This window comes from Sphingomonas faeni, assembly GCF_040407505.1.
Taxonomy (GTDB): Bacteria; Pseudomonadota; Alphaproteobacteria; order Sphingomonadales; family Sphingomonadaceae; genus Sphingomonas; species Sphingomonas faeni_E.
Map to the genome: position 1 here is coordinate 50,751 of NZ_JAPZPQ010000002.1, position 15,113 is coordinate 65,863.

Here is a 15,113-nt window from a genome sequence, read left to right on the forward strand (position 1 = left end):
GCCAAGCCGAATGAGCGACGGGTTTGAAAACGTTGCAAGAGCGACGCGAGTGACCGCTTCTAGGTCTCGTCAGTCGCGAAGTTCCAAGCAGCCTAAGCCTCGTTCGAGGAGTCGAACGTCCATTTGGCAGCAAGCATCGCCAGCAGAAGATCGGCGTAGCTCCACCCTTTGGCGCGGGCGGCGATCGCCGAGAGGCAATCTTGATCCTCGCGCCCCGGGCGGCCCGGCCCCGTCATGTTGGGTTTCATGTTGAGGTCGAACAATTTGAAACGACCATCGCGGTCGGCCCGGCAATCGATCCGGATCGCGGTGCGGGCGTCGACCAGCCCGGCCGCCGACACGCAGCTGTCGATCATCGCCACGATCGCCGGATCGCGCCGCTGCTCGGGGCCGATTGCGATGCTGTTGGCGGTAACCGGAACGTCGCCGTTATACGGTGCTACACCGCCGCGCTGATCGAAGCGGTATACTGGCGGCAACGCCCAGTGCGTCGATGCCCGCGAACCGTCCGGGCGCGGGGATGCAGGCGGCATGATGGTGACGGTCATCTCGTCGCCCCCAAGAAACTCTTCCACCATCAGCATGTCGCCGAAGGTGGCGGCCTCGATCAGCGCCGTCGCGGCATCGCGCAGGGCGGCGAGGCTTTCCACCAGCGTCACGCCCTGGCTGCCACGGCCGCGCACCGGCTTGACGATCATCGGAAAGGACATGCCGCGGAAAGCACACGCATCCTCGACATCGACCAGCGCACAGACGTTTGCCTTACCCGTGCCGGACAGCAAAAACGATTGCGCGACCGGCAGACCAGCCTGGGCAAGGCGGTGGTTGGTCTCGAACTTGTCGTCGAACGCCTGCATTGCCGCAGGAAGCTGCCCGACGATGTCGAAGTCGGCCATCGCCGTCTCGAGCGGATGTCCTTCGAACAGGACCGTGTTCGCCCACAGGACCGATGCGCCCGCAGCGCCTGCGCTACGGAGACCCTCGACCGTGTCCGGGAATACCCAATCGAGTGCCTTCGAAGGGTTTGGCAAGGAGGTCGGCGTGACCACATTCACGCCTGCCGTCCGCAATGCGAAAGCGATGTCGGCGCCGCCATCTGAATATCCGCCAGGCTTTGCGTCCTTGCGCAAGCCGTCGATCAACGGTGGCGGAAGCGCTTGGTAAAGAATGGCGACCGGCGCTGTTTTCATGCATGATCTCCTGCGCGTCGCGCACTAGCCCGGAGCGGCACGGCAGGGCAAATCGCTGAATTTGCTTCGGTGGTGCGCGAGGCCATCGACTTCGGCAGCGAACGTCCGCTTTCCTCCCATTCCAGCCATTCCGCTTCCGCCCAATTGTGATCGTCGACAGTGGTCGGGCATTTCCCGATTGCGGACATTCATGTCGTCCTACATCGTGTCACAATGACATGGATCGCCGAGATGATCGTCCAAGGCTTCTGGGAAGGTGCGGTCGAAGTTGCCTACCATAAATGGGGATGGGTTGGCGGTGCGGCGGCTCTGTTGGGACCTTTCGTAGTTGGTGGAGTGGCATTGTGGATCATCTTCGGATGACCGCCTACGCCCATAATCGGTCGTCCGCGTGCCAATGTAGGTTGCCCGATAGCCGCCGTTCATTCAGTCTCTGCGCATGCCCACCGACGCCGACCGTGATGAACTTGAACTCCGCGTCAGCGACGTCGCATACGAAGTTGCGGACTTTGCGTGGGCTGATCTGGGGGAACGCGTTCCGATCGGCACGACTTACACGCGGCCGCAGAATGAGGGGCCGTATATGTCGGTCACATGGGATGCGGATTGGAAGGAGCGGGTGGGTGGCCCCATCCTCATCAAAATCCAAGGCTTTCTAGACCCAAAGCACGAGGTGCCGACTTGGTGGACTGGGGAGATCATCCGCAAACGGGGCTTTCTCGATACGCTCTTGCGGCGACCCCACCGCGCATCAATCAAACCGCCTAATAGCATAGGCACAGGGGATTGCAGCCGGTGCGGGCATGCGATCGGCTACCACCATGCTGGCACGGAAGAGCAGATGCTTTGCATGGTCAATAACTGTGATTGTTCTGGATACGACGAAGGAGCGATGCCTCGAAGTTGGGGGGCAAGCGGCCGCCATCGGCCGGAACTGTCCTAAAGCCGCCTGTCCGCTTTCCTCTCCATTCCAGCCATTCCGCTCACTCGCTTACTAGCGGACATCCCGCCAGACCTGCATGGTGAGCCATGGACAAATTCGAGAGCCTAGACGGAGATGATAACTGGGATGACGATTTCGCCAACGACTTGGTCGGATGCACGCTTCTGGTCGGTCTGACGTTTGTCGATCACGAAGACAAAATGCTACGGCGACAACAGATTTTTGGAACCGTATTATCAGTCGACAGGCTTGCTGGCATCGTGATCCGTCAAGCCAATGATGAGGAATTTGTGATCGCCCCGATGCTTGACGCTATCGAGGCGGCGAGCCCCGGCATCTACCAGATGGCTGATGAGGATGCATCTGTGGAAGACCCGCACTTCACGGCATTGCTTACAGTTCGATCGCCGCTTCGTAGCTAAGTGTAATTGTCCACTTTCAGCCACGGTCGGGTATTCGGATCAGCGATCAATCCGACAACTGCCAACGCATTCGGACATGTATCATTGCGCGTGCTTGCTCTAAATTGGCCATGGGTTCAGGTTTGGAGAATGACCAACTTCCCAATGCAACCTAACGCGTGTCAAAAGCGTGTACTTTCTCGACTTTGCGCTTTCGAACATCGCGCGATACCGTCCGCTCCCATGGTTTCGCAATATCCTACGTCAGACCTAAAGGCGGAGAGGCAAATCAATATTTAATTGTGGAGTGGCCGCTGGGAAGCGGTGAAGGCGCGAATGGCCGGCCCTGTCACGTTACCCCGCCGGCCGGGAGCCGTGCGCAGGTCATATGGTCCTGGTCGGCATTGCTAAGGATACGATCCAGCGCGGTCGTCAATGGGTTGGCGCACCAAGGACACGGCGAACTGCGCGCGAGACCGTAGCAAGAGTTGCTGGATTATAGCCGTTGATGCCGGTGCCTTCGGGCAGCGGAAAGACCAGAGTCTATATTTCATGTCTCAGGTCGGTGGCGGATAAGCCGTGGTTTTCCGGAACCTTGCCCAGATCACCACGGCCTATCCGCACGCCAACGTTACTTAGGTCGCCTGATTGGACGACACAGGCTTGGCCGTCACGTCGAAACGATCGGCGTTCATGACCTTGACCCACGCCTTGACGAAGTCGCGAACGAACTTCTGTTCGTGGCCGTTCTCGGCATAGACCTCGGCCGTCGCGCGCAACTGCGAGTTCGAGCCGAAGATCAGGTCGGTGCGGGTCGCCTGCCACTTCTTCTCGCGACCACCACGATCGTAGCCGATGAACTTCTCGTCGCTCGACGTGTCGACCAGATCCCAGAACGTGTCGTTGTCGAGCAGGTTGACGAAGAAGTCGTTCGTCAGCTGACCCGGACGCGTGGTGAGTACGCCCTCGGGCGCATCGCCGAAGTTCGCGCCGAGCACGCGCAGGCCACCGACCAGCACGGTCATCTCCGGCGCGGACAGGCCGAGCAGCGAAGCCTTGTCGAGCAGCAGCTCCTCGGTCTTCACCGGGTGACGCGTCTTCAGGTAGTTGCGGAAGCCATCGGCCTGCGGCTCCATCCACACGAAGCTCTCGACATCGGTCCACTCCTGCGTCGCATCGCCGCGTCCACCGAGGAACGGCACCGACACGTCGTGACCGGCATCGCGCGCCGCCTTCTCGACCGCTGCCGAACCGGCCAGCACGATCGCGTCGGCCAGCGACATGTCGCCGCGCAGTTCGTTGAGCTTGGCCAGGACCTTGCTCAGCTGCTCGGGCTCGTTGACCGGCCAGTCCTTCTGCGGTGCGAGCGCGATGCGCGCACCGTTCGCACCACCGCGGTGGTCCGACCGGCGATAGCTCGATGCCGACGCCCAGGCGGTCTTGACCAGCTGGCCGATCGTCAGCCCGCTCGACAACACGGCGTCCTTGAACGCAGCGGCGTCGGCGGCCGACGGCGCGGTGCCCTCGGGAACCGGATCCTGCCAGATCAGCGTCTCTTCCGGAACCTCAGGCCCGAGGTAACGAACGCGCGGGCCCATGTCGCGGTGCGTCAGCTTGAACCAGGCGCGTGCGAACGCGTCGTCGAGTGCGGACTGATCGTCACGGAAGCGCAGCGCGATCTCGCGGAACTCGGGGTCCATCTTCAGCGCCATGTCGGCGGTGGTCATCATCGTCGGCACGCGCTTGTTGGGGTCGCGTGCGTCGGGTGCCATGTCCTCGTGCTCGGGGTTGACCGGCTGCCACTGCTTCGCGCCGGCCGGGCTCTCGGTCAGCTCATACTCGTACTTGAACAGCAGGCGCAGGTAATCACCGGTCCACTTGGTCGGGTTGTTCGACCATGCGCCCTCGACGCCCGAGGTCGTGATGTGGCCCTGGCCAATCTCCTCGCTGTCGGTCAGCCAGCCGAGACCCTGCATATGCACGGATTCCGAAGACGGCGCCTTGAAGTGCGGGGCTGGCTTGGCGCCGTGCGCCTTGCCGAACGCGTGGCCGCCCGCGGTCAGTGCAACGGTTTCCTCGGAGTTCATCGCCATCCGCTGGAAGGTCGCCTTCATATCGCGCGCCGACAGGAGGGGGTTCGGGTCACCGCCCGGACCTTCCGGATTGACGTAGATGAGCCCCATCTGGATCGCGGCGAGCGGGCCTTCGAGCTCGGGCAGGTCCTCGCTGATACGCGTCTGCGCACCCTCGTTGACCCAAAGCTCCTCGGCGCCCCAGAACGTGTCGCCCTCGGAGGCGAAGACGTCCTTGCGGCCGCCGGCGAAACCGAAGATCGGTCCGCCCATGCTCTCGATCGCGACGTTGCCGGCGAGGATGAACAGGTCGGCCCAGCTGATGTTCTTGCCGTACTTCTGCTTCAGCGGCCACAACAGGCGGCGTGCCTTGTCGAGGTTGCCATTGTCCGGCCACGAGTTGAGCGGCTCGAAGCGCTGCTGACCCGACGACGATCCACCACGGCCGTCGGTCACGCGGTAGGTACCGGCGGCGTGCCACGCCATGCGGATCATGAACGGGCCGTAGTGACCGTAATCAGCTGGCCACCAGGACTTGCTGTCGGTCATCAGCGCGGTCAGGTCCGCCTTGAGCGCAGCATAATCGAGCTGCTGGAACGACTCGGCATAGTCGAACTCTTCGCCCATCGGGTCGGGGGAGACGCCGTGCTGGTGCAGCATGTCGATCGGCAGCGCATCCGGCCACCAATCCTTGTTCGTACGGCCGAGCAGCGAGCGGGCCTTGACCTCGCCGCCGCCGTTGGGGCCCATGGGGCAACCGCTGCTCTTGGGCTGTTCGTAATCGGCCATCTTGGCGTCCTCTCTCGATGAGTATTCCGTGCTTGGGCGCAAGATGCAGGATTTGACGGACATTTGTCCAATCGATTATTCGGGAGAGATAGATCACATCAGTCGATCATGGGTAGAGCGAAAGTCGTCTAGGAGAAGACCCCCGCATCTCAACTCAACGTGCTGCGCGGCGTTGGGCAAGACGCCTGTACCAGGCCGTCCAAAGGGCGAGCGCGCCCATCGAGCCGTAGCCGACGAACGGGCTGACGAGCATGTAATCGTGGATGCTGAGCGCGAAGACGAGCATGCAGGCAAGCGCCGACGACGCGAGCAGGCCGACGCCCCAGACCAAAGTCATGGTCGTCATCACGCGACGGAAGCGAGGCGTGTCGCGCTTCGCCTCGAACGCGGCGACCTCGTCCGGCGATTTCCGGGCAAGGCCGGCGCGTGCGAGCTGATAGATCAGGGGGCGACCCATCGCGGCCGAGCCGAGGAACACCAGGCCGATCAACGCGGAGACGAGGTTCTCGCGCAGTTGCAGGAAGCGGACGGACCCGCCCCCGAGCATCGCGAGCAGCGACAGCGCGATGCCGGCCAGCACGAGGATCGACAGCGCATCGACGCGACGCCGACGAGCGAACTCGACGAGCGACCAGAGCAAGGGTGGCAGCGAGGACGCCATCAGCGCGACCATTTCGCCCGACTGCGGCGCCACGCGATCGTAGATCAGCAACGGTAGCCCGAAATTGATGCCGGCTTCGATGGCAAGCAGGCCGATGCGGCTGCCGGTCTGGCGGTTCATTACAGTGCTGTCCTTCATGGTCGTGACGATCGTGTTCATTGTGCGTCTCCCCCGTTGATCCAGTTGCCGTGAAAGCCCGGCGGAATGCGGTGCGGCAGGCGCACTGTGGCGACCGGAGCGCCCTCGAATTCGTGCGCATCGATGATGACCAGGTCGGTGGTATCGCTCGGTTCGTCGATGACGAAGCCGATCAGCCACCCCTCGTCTTCCTCTGCATTCTCGTGCGCGGGCACGAAGACGAATTCGCCGGGATGGCAGCCGGCACCGAAGTCGTGCACCTCCCGAGCGCCCTCGACGAGATCGTGTTTGTAGAGCCGGCTCGCGCTCTGGAACCGACGGTCCGATTGCGTGCCCAGGGTATACCCATAACGGTACGTCTGGCCGAACCGGCGTTCGTCGATGCGGGGAAACTCCTGCGGCGTGGCATCAATGGTGCCGATCGCGGTCGTGCCGGTCGCAGGGTCGAGCGTCCAGCGCTCCAGGCCGCGCGAGGACGCGTCCGGTCCCCCTAGCGCTCCGGCGAACATCGTCGGATAGGCGCACACGTCAAGGACCACCCGACCGTCGGGCAGGTCGAAGGCGTTGGCGACATGAAAGACATAGGCCGGATCGACGTCACACCAGATGATGGCATGCTGATCGCCGCCCCGTGGCATCAGGCCGACGCGGGCACGATGCGCAGGGTTCCAGGCATAGGGCAGCGGCTGGCCGGCGAGGTAAGTTGCCAGCGAAAACGTCACCGGAAGATCGAGGATGACGACGTAGCGCGTGGTGATCGCGCAATCGTGGATCATCGGGCCATGTTCGACCGCGATCGGCGCCTCGCGCACCACTCTGCCTGTGGAATCGAGGACAACATGGCGGATCTCGTTGGGGCGCCCACCCTCGTAGCAGATGCCGTGATGCTCGCCGGTTAGTGGGTCGCGGTGGGGATGCGCGGTGAAAGAACCGACGAGCGATCCGCCGAAATCGTCGTAGCGCTGTTCGTCGAGCGTCTCGGACAGTTCGACGGGGTAGCTGCCCCCTTCCACGACCGCGAAGACGCGGCCGCCAAGATCGACGACGTTGGTGTTCACCGTATCGCTGTGACCATGGCGCGGCCCCGGTGCCGGCGTGGTGCAGCGCGCTGCGGCGTTGCTGCGCGAATCGATCCAGCGATTGCGATACCACAATGCCTTGCCATCGTGGATCGCCAAGCCGTGCACCATGCCGTCACCCGTGAACCAGTGGTACGATGCGGGATCGGCGGCGACCGGGTTCGGCCCGGTCCGTAGATAGCGACCACGTAGCGCCTCTGGGATGATGCCGCGGACCTCCAGCTCGGTGAGGGTCAGCTCCTTCTCCATTGGCTGGTGAATGCCCGATAGGAAGGGGTGCGCGGTCGGTTGCCCTTCCGCAGTGCCATCATCGTCTATCCGCGTCAGAACGCTAGCCATGCCCGCCTCCAATGTTTACACCGTGATCATAGGCGACGAGGTAACAGTGTCAACATGGAAAAACGATATCATCATGGCGATCTGCGCGCGGCGCTGATCGAGGTCGGGCTGCGGTTGCTGGCGGAACGTGACGTGGAAGGCGTGTCGCTGCGCGAGATGGCACGCGAGGTCGGGGTCAGCGCGACCTCGGTCTACCGGCATTTTCCCGACAAGGCGGCGCTGATGCGTGCGCTTGCCCTGGAGGGGTTGGATCGGCTCGCCATCGCCCAGCGAGATGCGGCGAGCGGCAAGGACGGCGCTGCTGCGTTTGCGGCAACCGGCCGGGCGTATGTGCGGTTCGCGCTCGCCAACCCGGCAATCTTCCGATTGATATTCACGTCGTCAGCGCAGTTGCAGGCGACAGGAGAAATAGAGGCATTGCGGATGTTGCGTGCCAATGCCGCGGCAGCGTCGCCGACTGGCGTCGGTTCGGATCAAGTGGAGACCGGCGCGCTCCGATCCTGGTCGCTCGTTCATGGTCTCGCCATGCTGATGCTCGATGGGCAACTACCCGCCGAAGACCACCTTATCGATACGCTTGTCCAAGGATGACAAGAGCATCCGATATTCTCTTATCGAGACGGCGGCCGTCGGTGGGCAAGGCCGTTATATCCCACAGCGCGTTCTTACCGAGATGAACGAGCGGCCGAAGTCGGGATGCAGGAAGTAGGCCGCGAGCGTCCGCTCATGGAGCGTACCAGATGAGGTTAGGCGGCCAGAGTTCGTGTCGTTGAAAGCACGGGCCGCGGAAAAAGACGCCAAGCTCGACGTCGCGCGGCCCGGGGCAGTACATCGCAATCCACTAAAGCTAGTTACCACGTCGGAACTCGCTGGGCGTGGCGCCAAACCGCTCGTGAAATAATTTGGTCAGGTGCGAGTGACTGGAGAAGCCGGAGGCATGAGCGATCTCCGTGATCGAACTGCGACTAGACACCAGTTGGTCGCGGGCATGTTCGAGGCGCCTCTCCCTCAGGTAGCGATGCGGAGTGCTACCGGTCGCGGCGCGGAACATTCGCAGGAAATGCGCGCGGCTATAGCCGCTTTCCTGGGCCAGCACCTCGAGCGAAAGGTCGTCCGACAGGTCCGACGTCATCAGATCAACGACCCGCCGTAGCCGTACCGTGGACAGGGCATGCGCGGCGCCCTCCGCCGGGCCGAGCGGCCGCATCTGGGCATTCGTCACGAACCGGCTTGTGATGGCGAGTGCCAGTGACTCGCCATATAGTCGTCCGGAACCACCGTCGATGTCTGCTTCCGCCATCAGCATCCTGACCAAAGTCACCAATGCGGCGTCCTCGCTGAGCAGGTGCGGGTGCAAGGGCTCTCGGCTCGGGCGGTCTTGTTCTGCCATCACTGTGGCGACCTGTGCTGGGTCAATCAGGCACGCGACAACCTGGAACGGCGAATGGAAACGGACCGGCGCAAGATCACCCGCAAGGCCAAGCGATACCGTGCCCGGAGCCTTGACCGTCCGCGCGGCTTGGCGCCCGTTATACGATTGCTCGGTGACGACCGGCACATTCTCCCACGACAGAATGTGGTGAAAGTTAAGTACCGCGCTACCACGTTCGAGCGCCGGAACGTGACGCCGCTCGACCAGCACACCTGCGCGCGTGATCGACAAGGTTTCTTGTCCGCCAAATGTCGCGGCGGTTAGCATCGTATCTACCGGGGTTTTGGCGATCGACTCCGTCAGGACACAGTTCCTTGCGTGAGCGTTACCTGCCGGCTTGACGCAAAGCCTCTTATACTACGCATCGCCGCCATGCGGGCACGAATAGTGATACCGATGAGGTTGGCGAGCGCCAAAACCAATATTCGGCAGACGTAACGAATAGCATTTTCGTGACAGCTCGCCCCGCAGCTGAAAGCCGCAGCGCGCGCATCCTGCTTTAAAGCTGACATCGACGCCGTGACATAGCGGGCAGGACTGACCTAGTTCCCAGAGGACTATAATTTTGACCTTCAAGTTTTCGCTTGATGGCCTGTGCATAAATTGCGTCGCAACGCCAAACATAATCAAATGTCGGTGCATCCGGAACGAGGATTACGCCAGAAGATCGTGAGCGGTCTGCGAAGCGTTCCACGGATTATCCGTATGCAGACATTTTGGATCTTAGAAAGATACTTCGATGAGCGCGGTAAAAAAGAGACTTCGGTATTCACGAATAGGCATCATATCATCTAAAATATTGCAGTATGTAACAGGAGTACGTCTGCTTATCGCCCCTGCGCGGTCAGTAGCTGGGTCGAGTAAGCGTCTTGGATAATTACAGCCTCGCCGGCTTTGGCCTGCTACCACAGTGGCAAGCCTTGGTCGCTGCTCGCTCGGCTGCTCGCGTCCACAATTGTGCGGAGCGACCAACCTTTACTGCGGTACCGGTGGCGGACGAACCGCTGACCTCTTCCCCTTCACCTGCTTCTGGCTCACACCATGAAGGATAAAAACGAGAGCACCGCAGCGTTTGCAATGCGGGCGAGCGCCAACCAGGCCGAACGTCGCGCGAACCTGCTCGGCGAATACGACTTCATCGTCTGCGGCGCAGGATCCTCGGGATCGGTCGTCGCACGCCGTCTGGCGGAAGACCTCGATATGTCCGTCCTGCTGATCGAGGCTGGCGGAGACGATAACGCAGCGAGTGTATCCGATCCATCGCTCTGGCCGACCAATCTCGGCAGCGAACGCGATTGGGGCTTCGTCGCGGAGCCGAGTTCCCATCTGGCCGGACGGTCGATGCCGCTGTCGATGGGCAAGGGCCTGGGTGGCGGGTCGTCGGTCAACGCCATGATCTGGGCGCGGGGGCACGCGAACGACTGGGACTATTTCGCGGACGAAGCGAACGATCCGGCGTGGAACTATCCGGCCGTCCTCGACATCTATCGCCGCATCGAGGACTGGAGTGGCAATCCCGACCGGCAGCGACGCGGCCGAGGCGGGCTGTTCCCGGTCGAACCCGCTCAGAACGCGCATCCGATTGCGAGTGCCATGCTCAAGGGTGCGGCTGCGGCCGGAATCCCGACGTTCGACGATCATAACGGCGCCATGATGGAAGACGCGGGTGGCGCTGCGCTCAGCAACCTCGCGGTTCGCGACGGTCGCCGATCCTCGGTGTTTCAGCGCTACGTCGCGCCGGTCATGGCGCAGGCCAATCTCACGGTGCTGACGCATGCGACCGTCACCCGCGTCATCGTCGAGCGGGGCAAGGCTACGGGCGTCGAGGTCACGCTCGGGAATGAGCATCTGCGGCTGCGTGCACGGCGCGAGACGATCCTTTCGCTTGGAGCGATCCACACGCCCAAGGTCCTCATGCAGTCCGGCATCGGCGATGCCGCCATGTTGCGGCAGCACGGGATCGCGGTCGTCGAACATCTTCCCGGCGTCGGCAGCAACTTCCAGGACCATGTGATGGTGGCGGGCTGCGTCTGGGAAAGTCCCGTTCCGATCGTGCCGCGCAATAATCTGGGTGAGGCGACGTTCTTCTGGAAAAGCGATGATCGGCTCGACACGCCGGATATCCAGGCGTTCCTGATCGAGGTTCCGATCGTGGCGCCCGATGCGCTCGAGCAATACGGAACGCCGCCTGCTGCTGCATGGGCGCTGCTCCCCGGTCTGGTTCGCCCGAAAAGCAGGGGCAGCGTCCGGCTGACCGGTCCCGACCCAAGCGATCCCGTGGCGATCGATGCCAATGTGCTCTCGCACCCCGACGATCTGACGGCACTCATCCGCAGCGTCGAGCTATGTCGCGAGATCGGCAACGGGGCGGCTCTCAGCGCTTTCGCAAAGCGCGAGATCATGCCGGGCAATCTCACCGGCGAGGCGTTGCGCGCGTTCGTCCGCAACACGGCGTCGAGCGTGTGGCACCAATCCGGAACCGCCAAAATGGGGACGGATGGCATGTCCGTCGTGGACTCCGAACTCCGCGTCTACGGCGTCGAGAACCTCCGGATCGCCGACGCCTCGATCATGCCACGGGTGACGACCGGCAACACCATGGCACCCTGCGTCGTGATCGGTGAACGGCTCGCCAGCTTGCTGACAGAGGGACGGCGCTCTGCTGCTGCTTCACGGGCAATGCGTCGGGAAAGCGACGAGTCACTCGAAGTCACTCGCTGATCGGCAGGCAGGGGCACCGATCGGCAGGATCTGGTGCCCCGCCCTTACGCAACAGATCGGCTCAAATCGCTGCGATCGAGGCCGGCGCCGCCGTCCCTGGGCAATTCTGCGTGCCCGATGTGCCGACGCAAAAAACTCTACTGGAAACGAGACGTTCAATGTTCGCCGAAAACATCATTGCGTTCGTCGTCACAGCGACGGCGCTGACCATGGCGCCGGGCCTCGACACCGCGATGGTCCTTCGATCTGCGCTCGCTAACGGCGGTCGGCATGGGGCCTTGACGGCCGTCGGCGTCGCGGCAGGCTGCCTGTGCTGGGGTAGCGCGGCGGTGCTGGGTTTGTCGGCATTGTTGCAGGCCTGGCCTCTGGCATTCCTGGCGCTGAAATGGGGCGGTGCCGCGTATCTGGCGTGGCTCGGCGCGCAACTCCTGCTCCATCCGCGCGAGGCGATCGTCCCCGGCCATGTCGCGACGTCTCCTTCGCCAAGATACGGAGCATCCATCATGCGGGGATTCGGCACGAACATCCTGAACCCCAAAGTCGGTTTGTTCTACGTATCCTTCCTCCCGCAATTCGTTCCTCGGACGGAAATCGGCAGCAACTATGCCTTCTGGCTTGCATGCAGTGCCGCTGGCATCGCTCTTGTCTGGTTCACGCTTCTGGCAACTATCACCGCCGCCATCAGACCTTGGCTCAAAAGCGCACGGGTAGCGAAGGCGCTCGATCGCATGACCGGAGGTGTCTTTCTGATCCTCGGGTTCAAGCTCACCCAGATAGCGAATGCCTGATCCTCGGCTCAAACAACAATAGAGACGCGATATGCACGATACTGACCGCCGAACATTCGTCGCGGGGTTTCTGGCCACTGCTGCCATTCCAGCATCGGCGCGCGCTACGACCTTATCATATCCGGACGCCAAATCTTGGCACATGGAAACCAGACCGGAGCGGGAAGGCATGGCGCCTGGACCCAATGGCCCCGTCTATTACCGGGTCTATGGCAAGGCGGGTGGCACGCCGCTGATTGTCTTGCACGGCGGCCCGGCAGCCGGCGAAATCTATATGAGACCCTATGCGGGTCTGGCGGTCGACCGGCAGGTCGTCCTCTACGATCAGACCGGTTGTGGGCGTTCGGCGAAACCTGGCAATCTCGCGGGCTATACCCCGGACGCCTATGTTTCCGAACTCGAAGCATTGCGCGATCATCTGGGGTTCGAGCAGGTTTCCCTCCTCGGCCATAGTTGGGGCGGCTTTCTTGGTGCTCTGTACGCTACGGCGTACCCGGACCGTCTCGCCTCACTCGTGCTGGCAGGAACGGCCACATCGATGAACGACTTTTCGCAGGCGGCAGCCCGCTGGCTGAACGCGTTCGGACCGTCGGCACGGACGACGATAGCGCGGCAGGAACTGCCCCCCGCTGAGCCCAATCCCGCCTATGAGGCCGCGTACGAGGAACTGACCGAAGCATATTATCGGCGTCATTTGCTGCGCCTGGATCCGTGGCCGGCGTTCTTCATGGAGGTTGGCGCGGCGCTCGCGATCAATCCGGTCTACGCCTATCTCAACGGGCCATCCGAGTTTCAGCTGACCGGCAAACTCGCGACGCTGGATATCAGCAGCGACCTCAAACGTATCGCGGTCCCGACGTTGGTTACCTGCGGGGAGTTCGACGAAGCGCCCCCATGGGTGGCTACGAAGATCGTGCGCCTGATCGCCAACGCCACGCTCGCCGTATTTCCCCGCGCGTCTCACATGGTGCATATCGAGCAACCCGTACTCGTAATGGCCACGACCTCCCGGTTTCTGCGCTCCTCGGACCGTGCGTCGGCGCAGGCTGCACGATGATGCCCTGCGTCGTGGTGGCCCGTGCATGGCCGACAACCCGCCGCCCCTCCTTAGCCCCGCCCCCTTTTACGTTCGGCCCCCTCACGCACTCACTCGCTTGCAGCGTTCGGCGCTGGCCGCCCGCAGTGACGCACGAAAGCCGAAAGCCGCATGAGACGGCCGGATGCCGTCTCGCTTGCCGCTCCATCGCCCTGACATATCGGAACTTTTCTTGCCCACGTTGAAAATCGCGCCCGTGACGTCGAAGAACGATCGAAAGCTCTTCGTCGATCTGCCGTTTCGCCTCTACCGCGACGATCCGTTCTGGGTGCCTCCGCTCAAGAGCGAAGCGCTCGGCCTCATCACGCCGGCCAAGAACGGATGGTTCAGCCATGCCGAAGCGCAGCTGTTCCTGGCCTATGAGGACGATCGCGTCGTCGGGCGGATCTCGGCGCACATCGATATGCTGGCGCTGACGATGCCCGCCGGGCGCGGCTTCGGGCCGGGTGTCGGTCAATGGGGGCTGATGGATGCCGAACGCGAAAACATATTCGTCGCCCTTCTCGCGCACGCGGAGAACTGGTTGCGCATCGGAACTCAAGCGCGAAATTGCAGGTGTTTCGCAAAAGATGCTGATCCAGCAATTGCGATCGCTCGAGGACGAACAGATAATATTGCGAACCGTCTATCCTGTGGTTCCACCCAAGGTCGAATATACGCTGACCGACCTAGGGCGAGCGCTCGAACCGGTGCTGGTGGCATTGCTATCCTGGGCAAACGCGAGAAAAGAGATTGTACCGGCTTAATGGCACAAAGCTCGATGCTTTCCGGAAAGGGTTATAGCGGGCTGCGAGGTGAGCTATCGCCATTTGCCTCTCGATAAGCGGGACTGGCTGTCCACTCGTGGATCACGAGGAACACGAAGCGAGCTGGCATTGTCGCGCTGAAGGTTCGGGTATTCGTTAATAACATTGACGACAGTCCGCTGATCGAGGTCAAACGTGACGGCGATCGGCTCGCATTCGCCGCGCCGCCGCTGATCCGCAGCGGAACGCCGACCGAGGCGGAAATCGCGGACGTGGCCAAACTGCTGCGGATCGACCGCGTTGCGATCGTCGACGCACAGTGGAGTGGGTCGACAACGGTCCAGGCTGGATCGCGGTGATGCGTGCCTCCGCCGCCGAGGTGCTCGCGGTCGATCATGCGCGGCATCACTCCCGCCGCATCGATATCGGCATCGTCGGTCCGCACCCGGCCGGCAGCGACGCCGCATTCGAGATCCGTGCGGTCTTCAGCGACGCGCACGGCGCGCTGATCGAGGACCCGGTCTGCGGCAGCCTCAACGCCTCGATCGGCCAATGGCTGTTCGCCAGCGGCCGGGCGACCGACCGCTACGTCGCCGCGCAGGGTTCGTGCATCGGCCGCGACGGACGGATCGACGTCTCGCAGGACCAACGGGCGCAGGTATGGGTAGCAGGGCGGACGATCACGCTGTTCGACGGACAGTGTCGAGGCTGAAATTCC

The 15,113-nt window shown here is 62.5% G+C and carries 12 protein-coding genes and 1 pseudogene; 8 read left to right on the top strand and 5 right to left on the bottom strand.

Annotated features, from left to right (window positions below; translation table 11 throughout):
• Positions 1-92 precede the first annotated feature (92 nt).
• Positions 93-1,190 (bottom strand): biotin carboxylase, encoded by a 1,098-nt coding sequence (locus tag O6X71_RS06805; RefSeq protein ID WP_353465142.1) that lies wholly within the window; start codon positions 1,188-1,190, stop codon positions 93-95.
• Positions 1,191-1,403: 213 nt separating this feature from the next.
• Here O6X71_RS06805 and O6X71_RS06810 point away from each other — a divergent pair, with 213 nt between their 5' ends.
• Positions 1,404-1,553: a hypothetical protein gene (locus O6X71_RS06810; protein WP_353465143.1), complete on the top strand. Its 150-nt coding sequence runs from the start codon at positions 1,404-1,406 to the stop codon at positions 1,551-1,553.
• A 666-nt stretch (positions 1,554-2,219) separates the two neighbouring features.
• A complete protein-coding gene (locus O6X71_RS06815) occupies positions 2,220-2,555 on the top strand; it encodes a hypothetical protein (protein WP_353465144.1) in 336 nt (111 codons plus the stop codon).
• A 614-nt stretch (positions 2,556-3,169) separates the two neighbouring features.
• On the opposite strand, the gene katG is transcribed toward O6X71_RS06815, so the two are convergent.
• From katG to O6X71_RS06830, 3 genes are all read right to left on the bottom strand, one after another.
• On the bottom strand, positions 3,170-5,395 hold the full coding sequence (katG, locus tag O6X71_RS06820) for a catalase/peroxidase HPI (RefSeq protein ID WP_435368455.1): 2,226 nt from the start codon (positions 5,393-5,395) through the stop codon (positions 3,170-3,172).
• A 154-nt stretch (positions 5,396-5,549) separates the two neighbouring features.
• Complete coding sequence (locus O6X71_RS06825) at positions 5,550-6,215, bottom strand: VC0807 family protein (protein ID WP_353465145.1); 666 nt, start codon at positions 6,213-6,215, stop codon at positions 5,550-5,552.
• Positions 6,212-7,612, bottom strand: coding sequence for a carotenoid oxygenase family protein (locus O6X71_RS06830; RefSeq protein ID WP_353465146.1), 1,401 nt, complete (start codon positions 7,610-7,612; stop codon positions 6,212-6,214). The genes O6X71_RS06825 and O6X71_RS06830 overlap by 4 nt, the downstream gene beginning before the upstream one ends.
• Positions 7,613-7,666: 54 nt before the next feature.
• Here O6X71_RS06830 and O6X71_RS06835 point away from each other — a divergent pair, with 54 nt between their 5' ends.
• Positions 7,667-8,203 carry a TetR/AcrR family transcriptional regulator gene (locus O6X71_RS06835; protein WP_353465148.1) on the top strand — a complete coding sequence of 179 codons (537 nt, stop codon included), beginning with the start codon at positions 7,667-7,669 and terminating at the stop codon, positions 8,201-8,203.
• A gap of 256 nt (positions 8,204-8,459) precedes the next feature.
• Here the strand turns inward: O6X71_RS06835 and O6X71_RS06840 are convergent, their stop codons facing one another.
• Complete coding sequence (locus O6X71_RS06840; protein WP_353465149.1) at positions 8,460-9,311, bottom strand: helix-turn-helix domain-containing protein; 852 nt, start codon at positions 9,309-9,311, stop codon at positions 8,460-8,462.
• A gap of 774 nt (positions 9,312-10,085) precedes the next feature.
• Between O6X71_RS06840 and O6X71_RS06845 the strand changes: the two genes are divergently transcribed.
• From O6X71_RS06845 to O6X71_RS06870, 5 genes and pseudogenes are all read left to right on the top strand, one after another.
• On the top strand, positions 10,086-11,765 hold the full coding sequence (locus O6X71_RS06845; protein ID WP_353465151.1) for a GMC family oxidoreductase: 1,680 nt from the start codon (positions 10,086-10,088) through the stop codon (positions 11,763-11,765).
• Between the two features lie 158 nt (positions 11,766-11,923).
• Positions 11,924-12,553, top strand: coding sequence for a LysE family translocator (locus O6X71_RS06850; RefSeq protein WP_192239391.1), 630 nt, complete (start codon positions 11,924-11,926; stop codon positions 12,551-12,553).
• A gap of 142 nt (positions 12,554-12,695) precedes the next feature.
• Positions 12,696-13,610: a proline iminopeptidase-family hydrolase gene (locus tag O6X71_RS06855; protein WP_353465153.1), complete on the top strand. Its 915-nt coding sequence runs from the start codon at positions 12,696-12,698 to the stop codon at positions 13,608-13,610.
• A 163-nt stretch (positions 13,611-13,773) separates the two neighbouring features.
• A pseudogene (locus O6X71_RS06860) lies at positions 13,774-14,178 on the top strand (hypothetical protein); the annotation flags it as partial.
• Between the two features lie 536 nt (positions 14,179-14,714).
• The gene (locus O6X71_RS06870) at positions 14,715-15,107 is read left to right on the top strand and encodes a PhzF family phenazine biosynthesis protein (protein ID WP_353465155.1); all 393 of its coding nucleotides are present in this window, start codon (positions 14,715-14,717) and stop codon (positions 15,105-15,107) included.
• The last annotated feature ends 6 nt before the right edge of the window (positions 15,108-15,113 follow it).

Bases quoted from the DNA above. Each gene is read 5' to 3' on its own strand.
- O6X71_RS06805 (WP_353465142.1), bottom strand. From the start codon at position 1,190: ATGAAAACAGCGCCGGTCGCCATTCTTTACCAAGCGCTTCCGCCACCG.
- O6X71_RS06810 (WP_353465143.1), top strand. From the start codon at position 1,404: ATGACATGGATCGCCGAGATGATCGTCCAAGGCTTCTGGGAAGGTGCG.
- O6X71_RS06815 (WP_353465144.1), top strand. From the start codon at position 2,220: ATGGACAAATTCGAGAGCCTAGACGGAGATGATAACTGGGATGACGAT.
- katG (WP_435368455.1), bottom strand. From the start codon at position 5,395: ATGGCCGATTACGAACAGCCCAAGAGCAGCGGTTGCCCCATGGGCCCC.
- O6X71_RS06825 (WP_353465145.1), bottom strand. From the start codon at position 6,215: ATGAACACGATCGTCACGACCATGAAGGACAGCACTGTAATGAACCGC.
- O6X71_RS06830 (WP_353465146.1), bottom strand. From the start codon at position 7,612: ATGGCTAGCGTTCTGACGCGGATAGACGATGATGGCACTGCGGAAGGG.
- O6X71_RS06835 (WP_353465148.1), top strand. From the start codon at position 7,667: ATGGAAAAACGATATCATCATGGCGATCTGCGCGCGGCGCTGATCGAG.
- O6X71_RS06840 (WP_353465149.1), bottom strand. From the start codon at position 9,311: ATGCTAACCGCCGCGACATTTGGCGGACAAGAAACCTTGTCGATCACG.
- O6X71_RS06845 (WP_353465151.1), top strand. From the start codon at position 10,086: ATGAAGGATAAAAACGAGAGCACCGCAGCGTTTGCAATGCGGGCGAGC.
- O6X71_RS06850 (WP_192239391.1), top strand. From the start codon at position 11,924: ATGTTCGCCGAAAACATCATTGCGTTCGTCGTCACAGCGACGGCGCTG.
- O6X71_RS06855 (WP_353465153.1), top strand. From the start codon at position 12,696: ATGGAAACCAGACCGGAGCGGGAAGGCATGGCGCCTGGACCCAATGGC.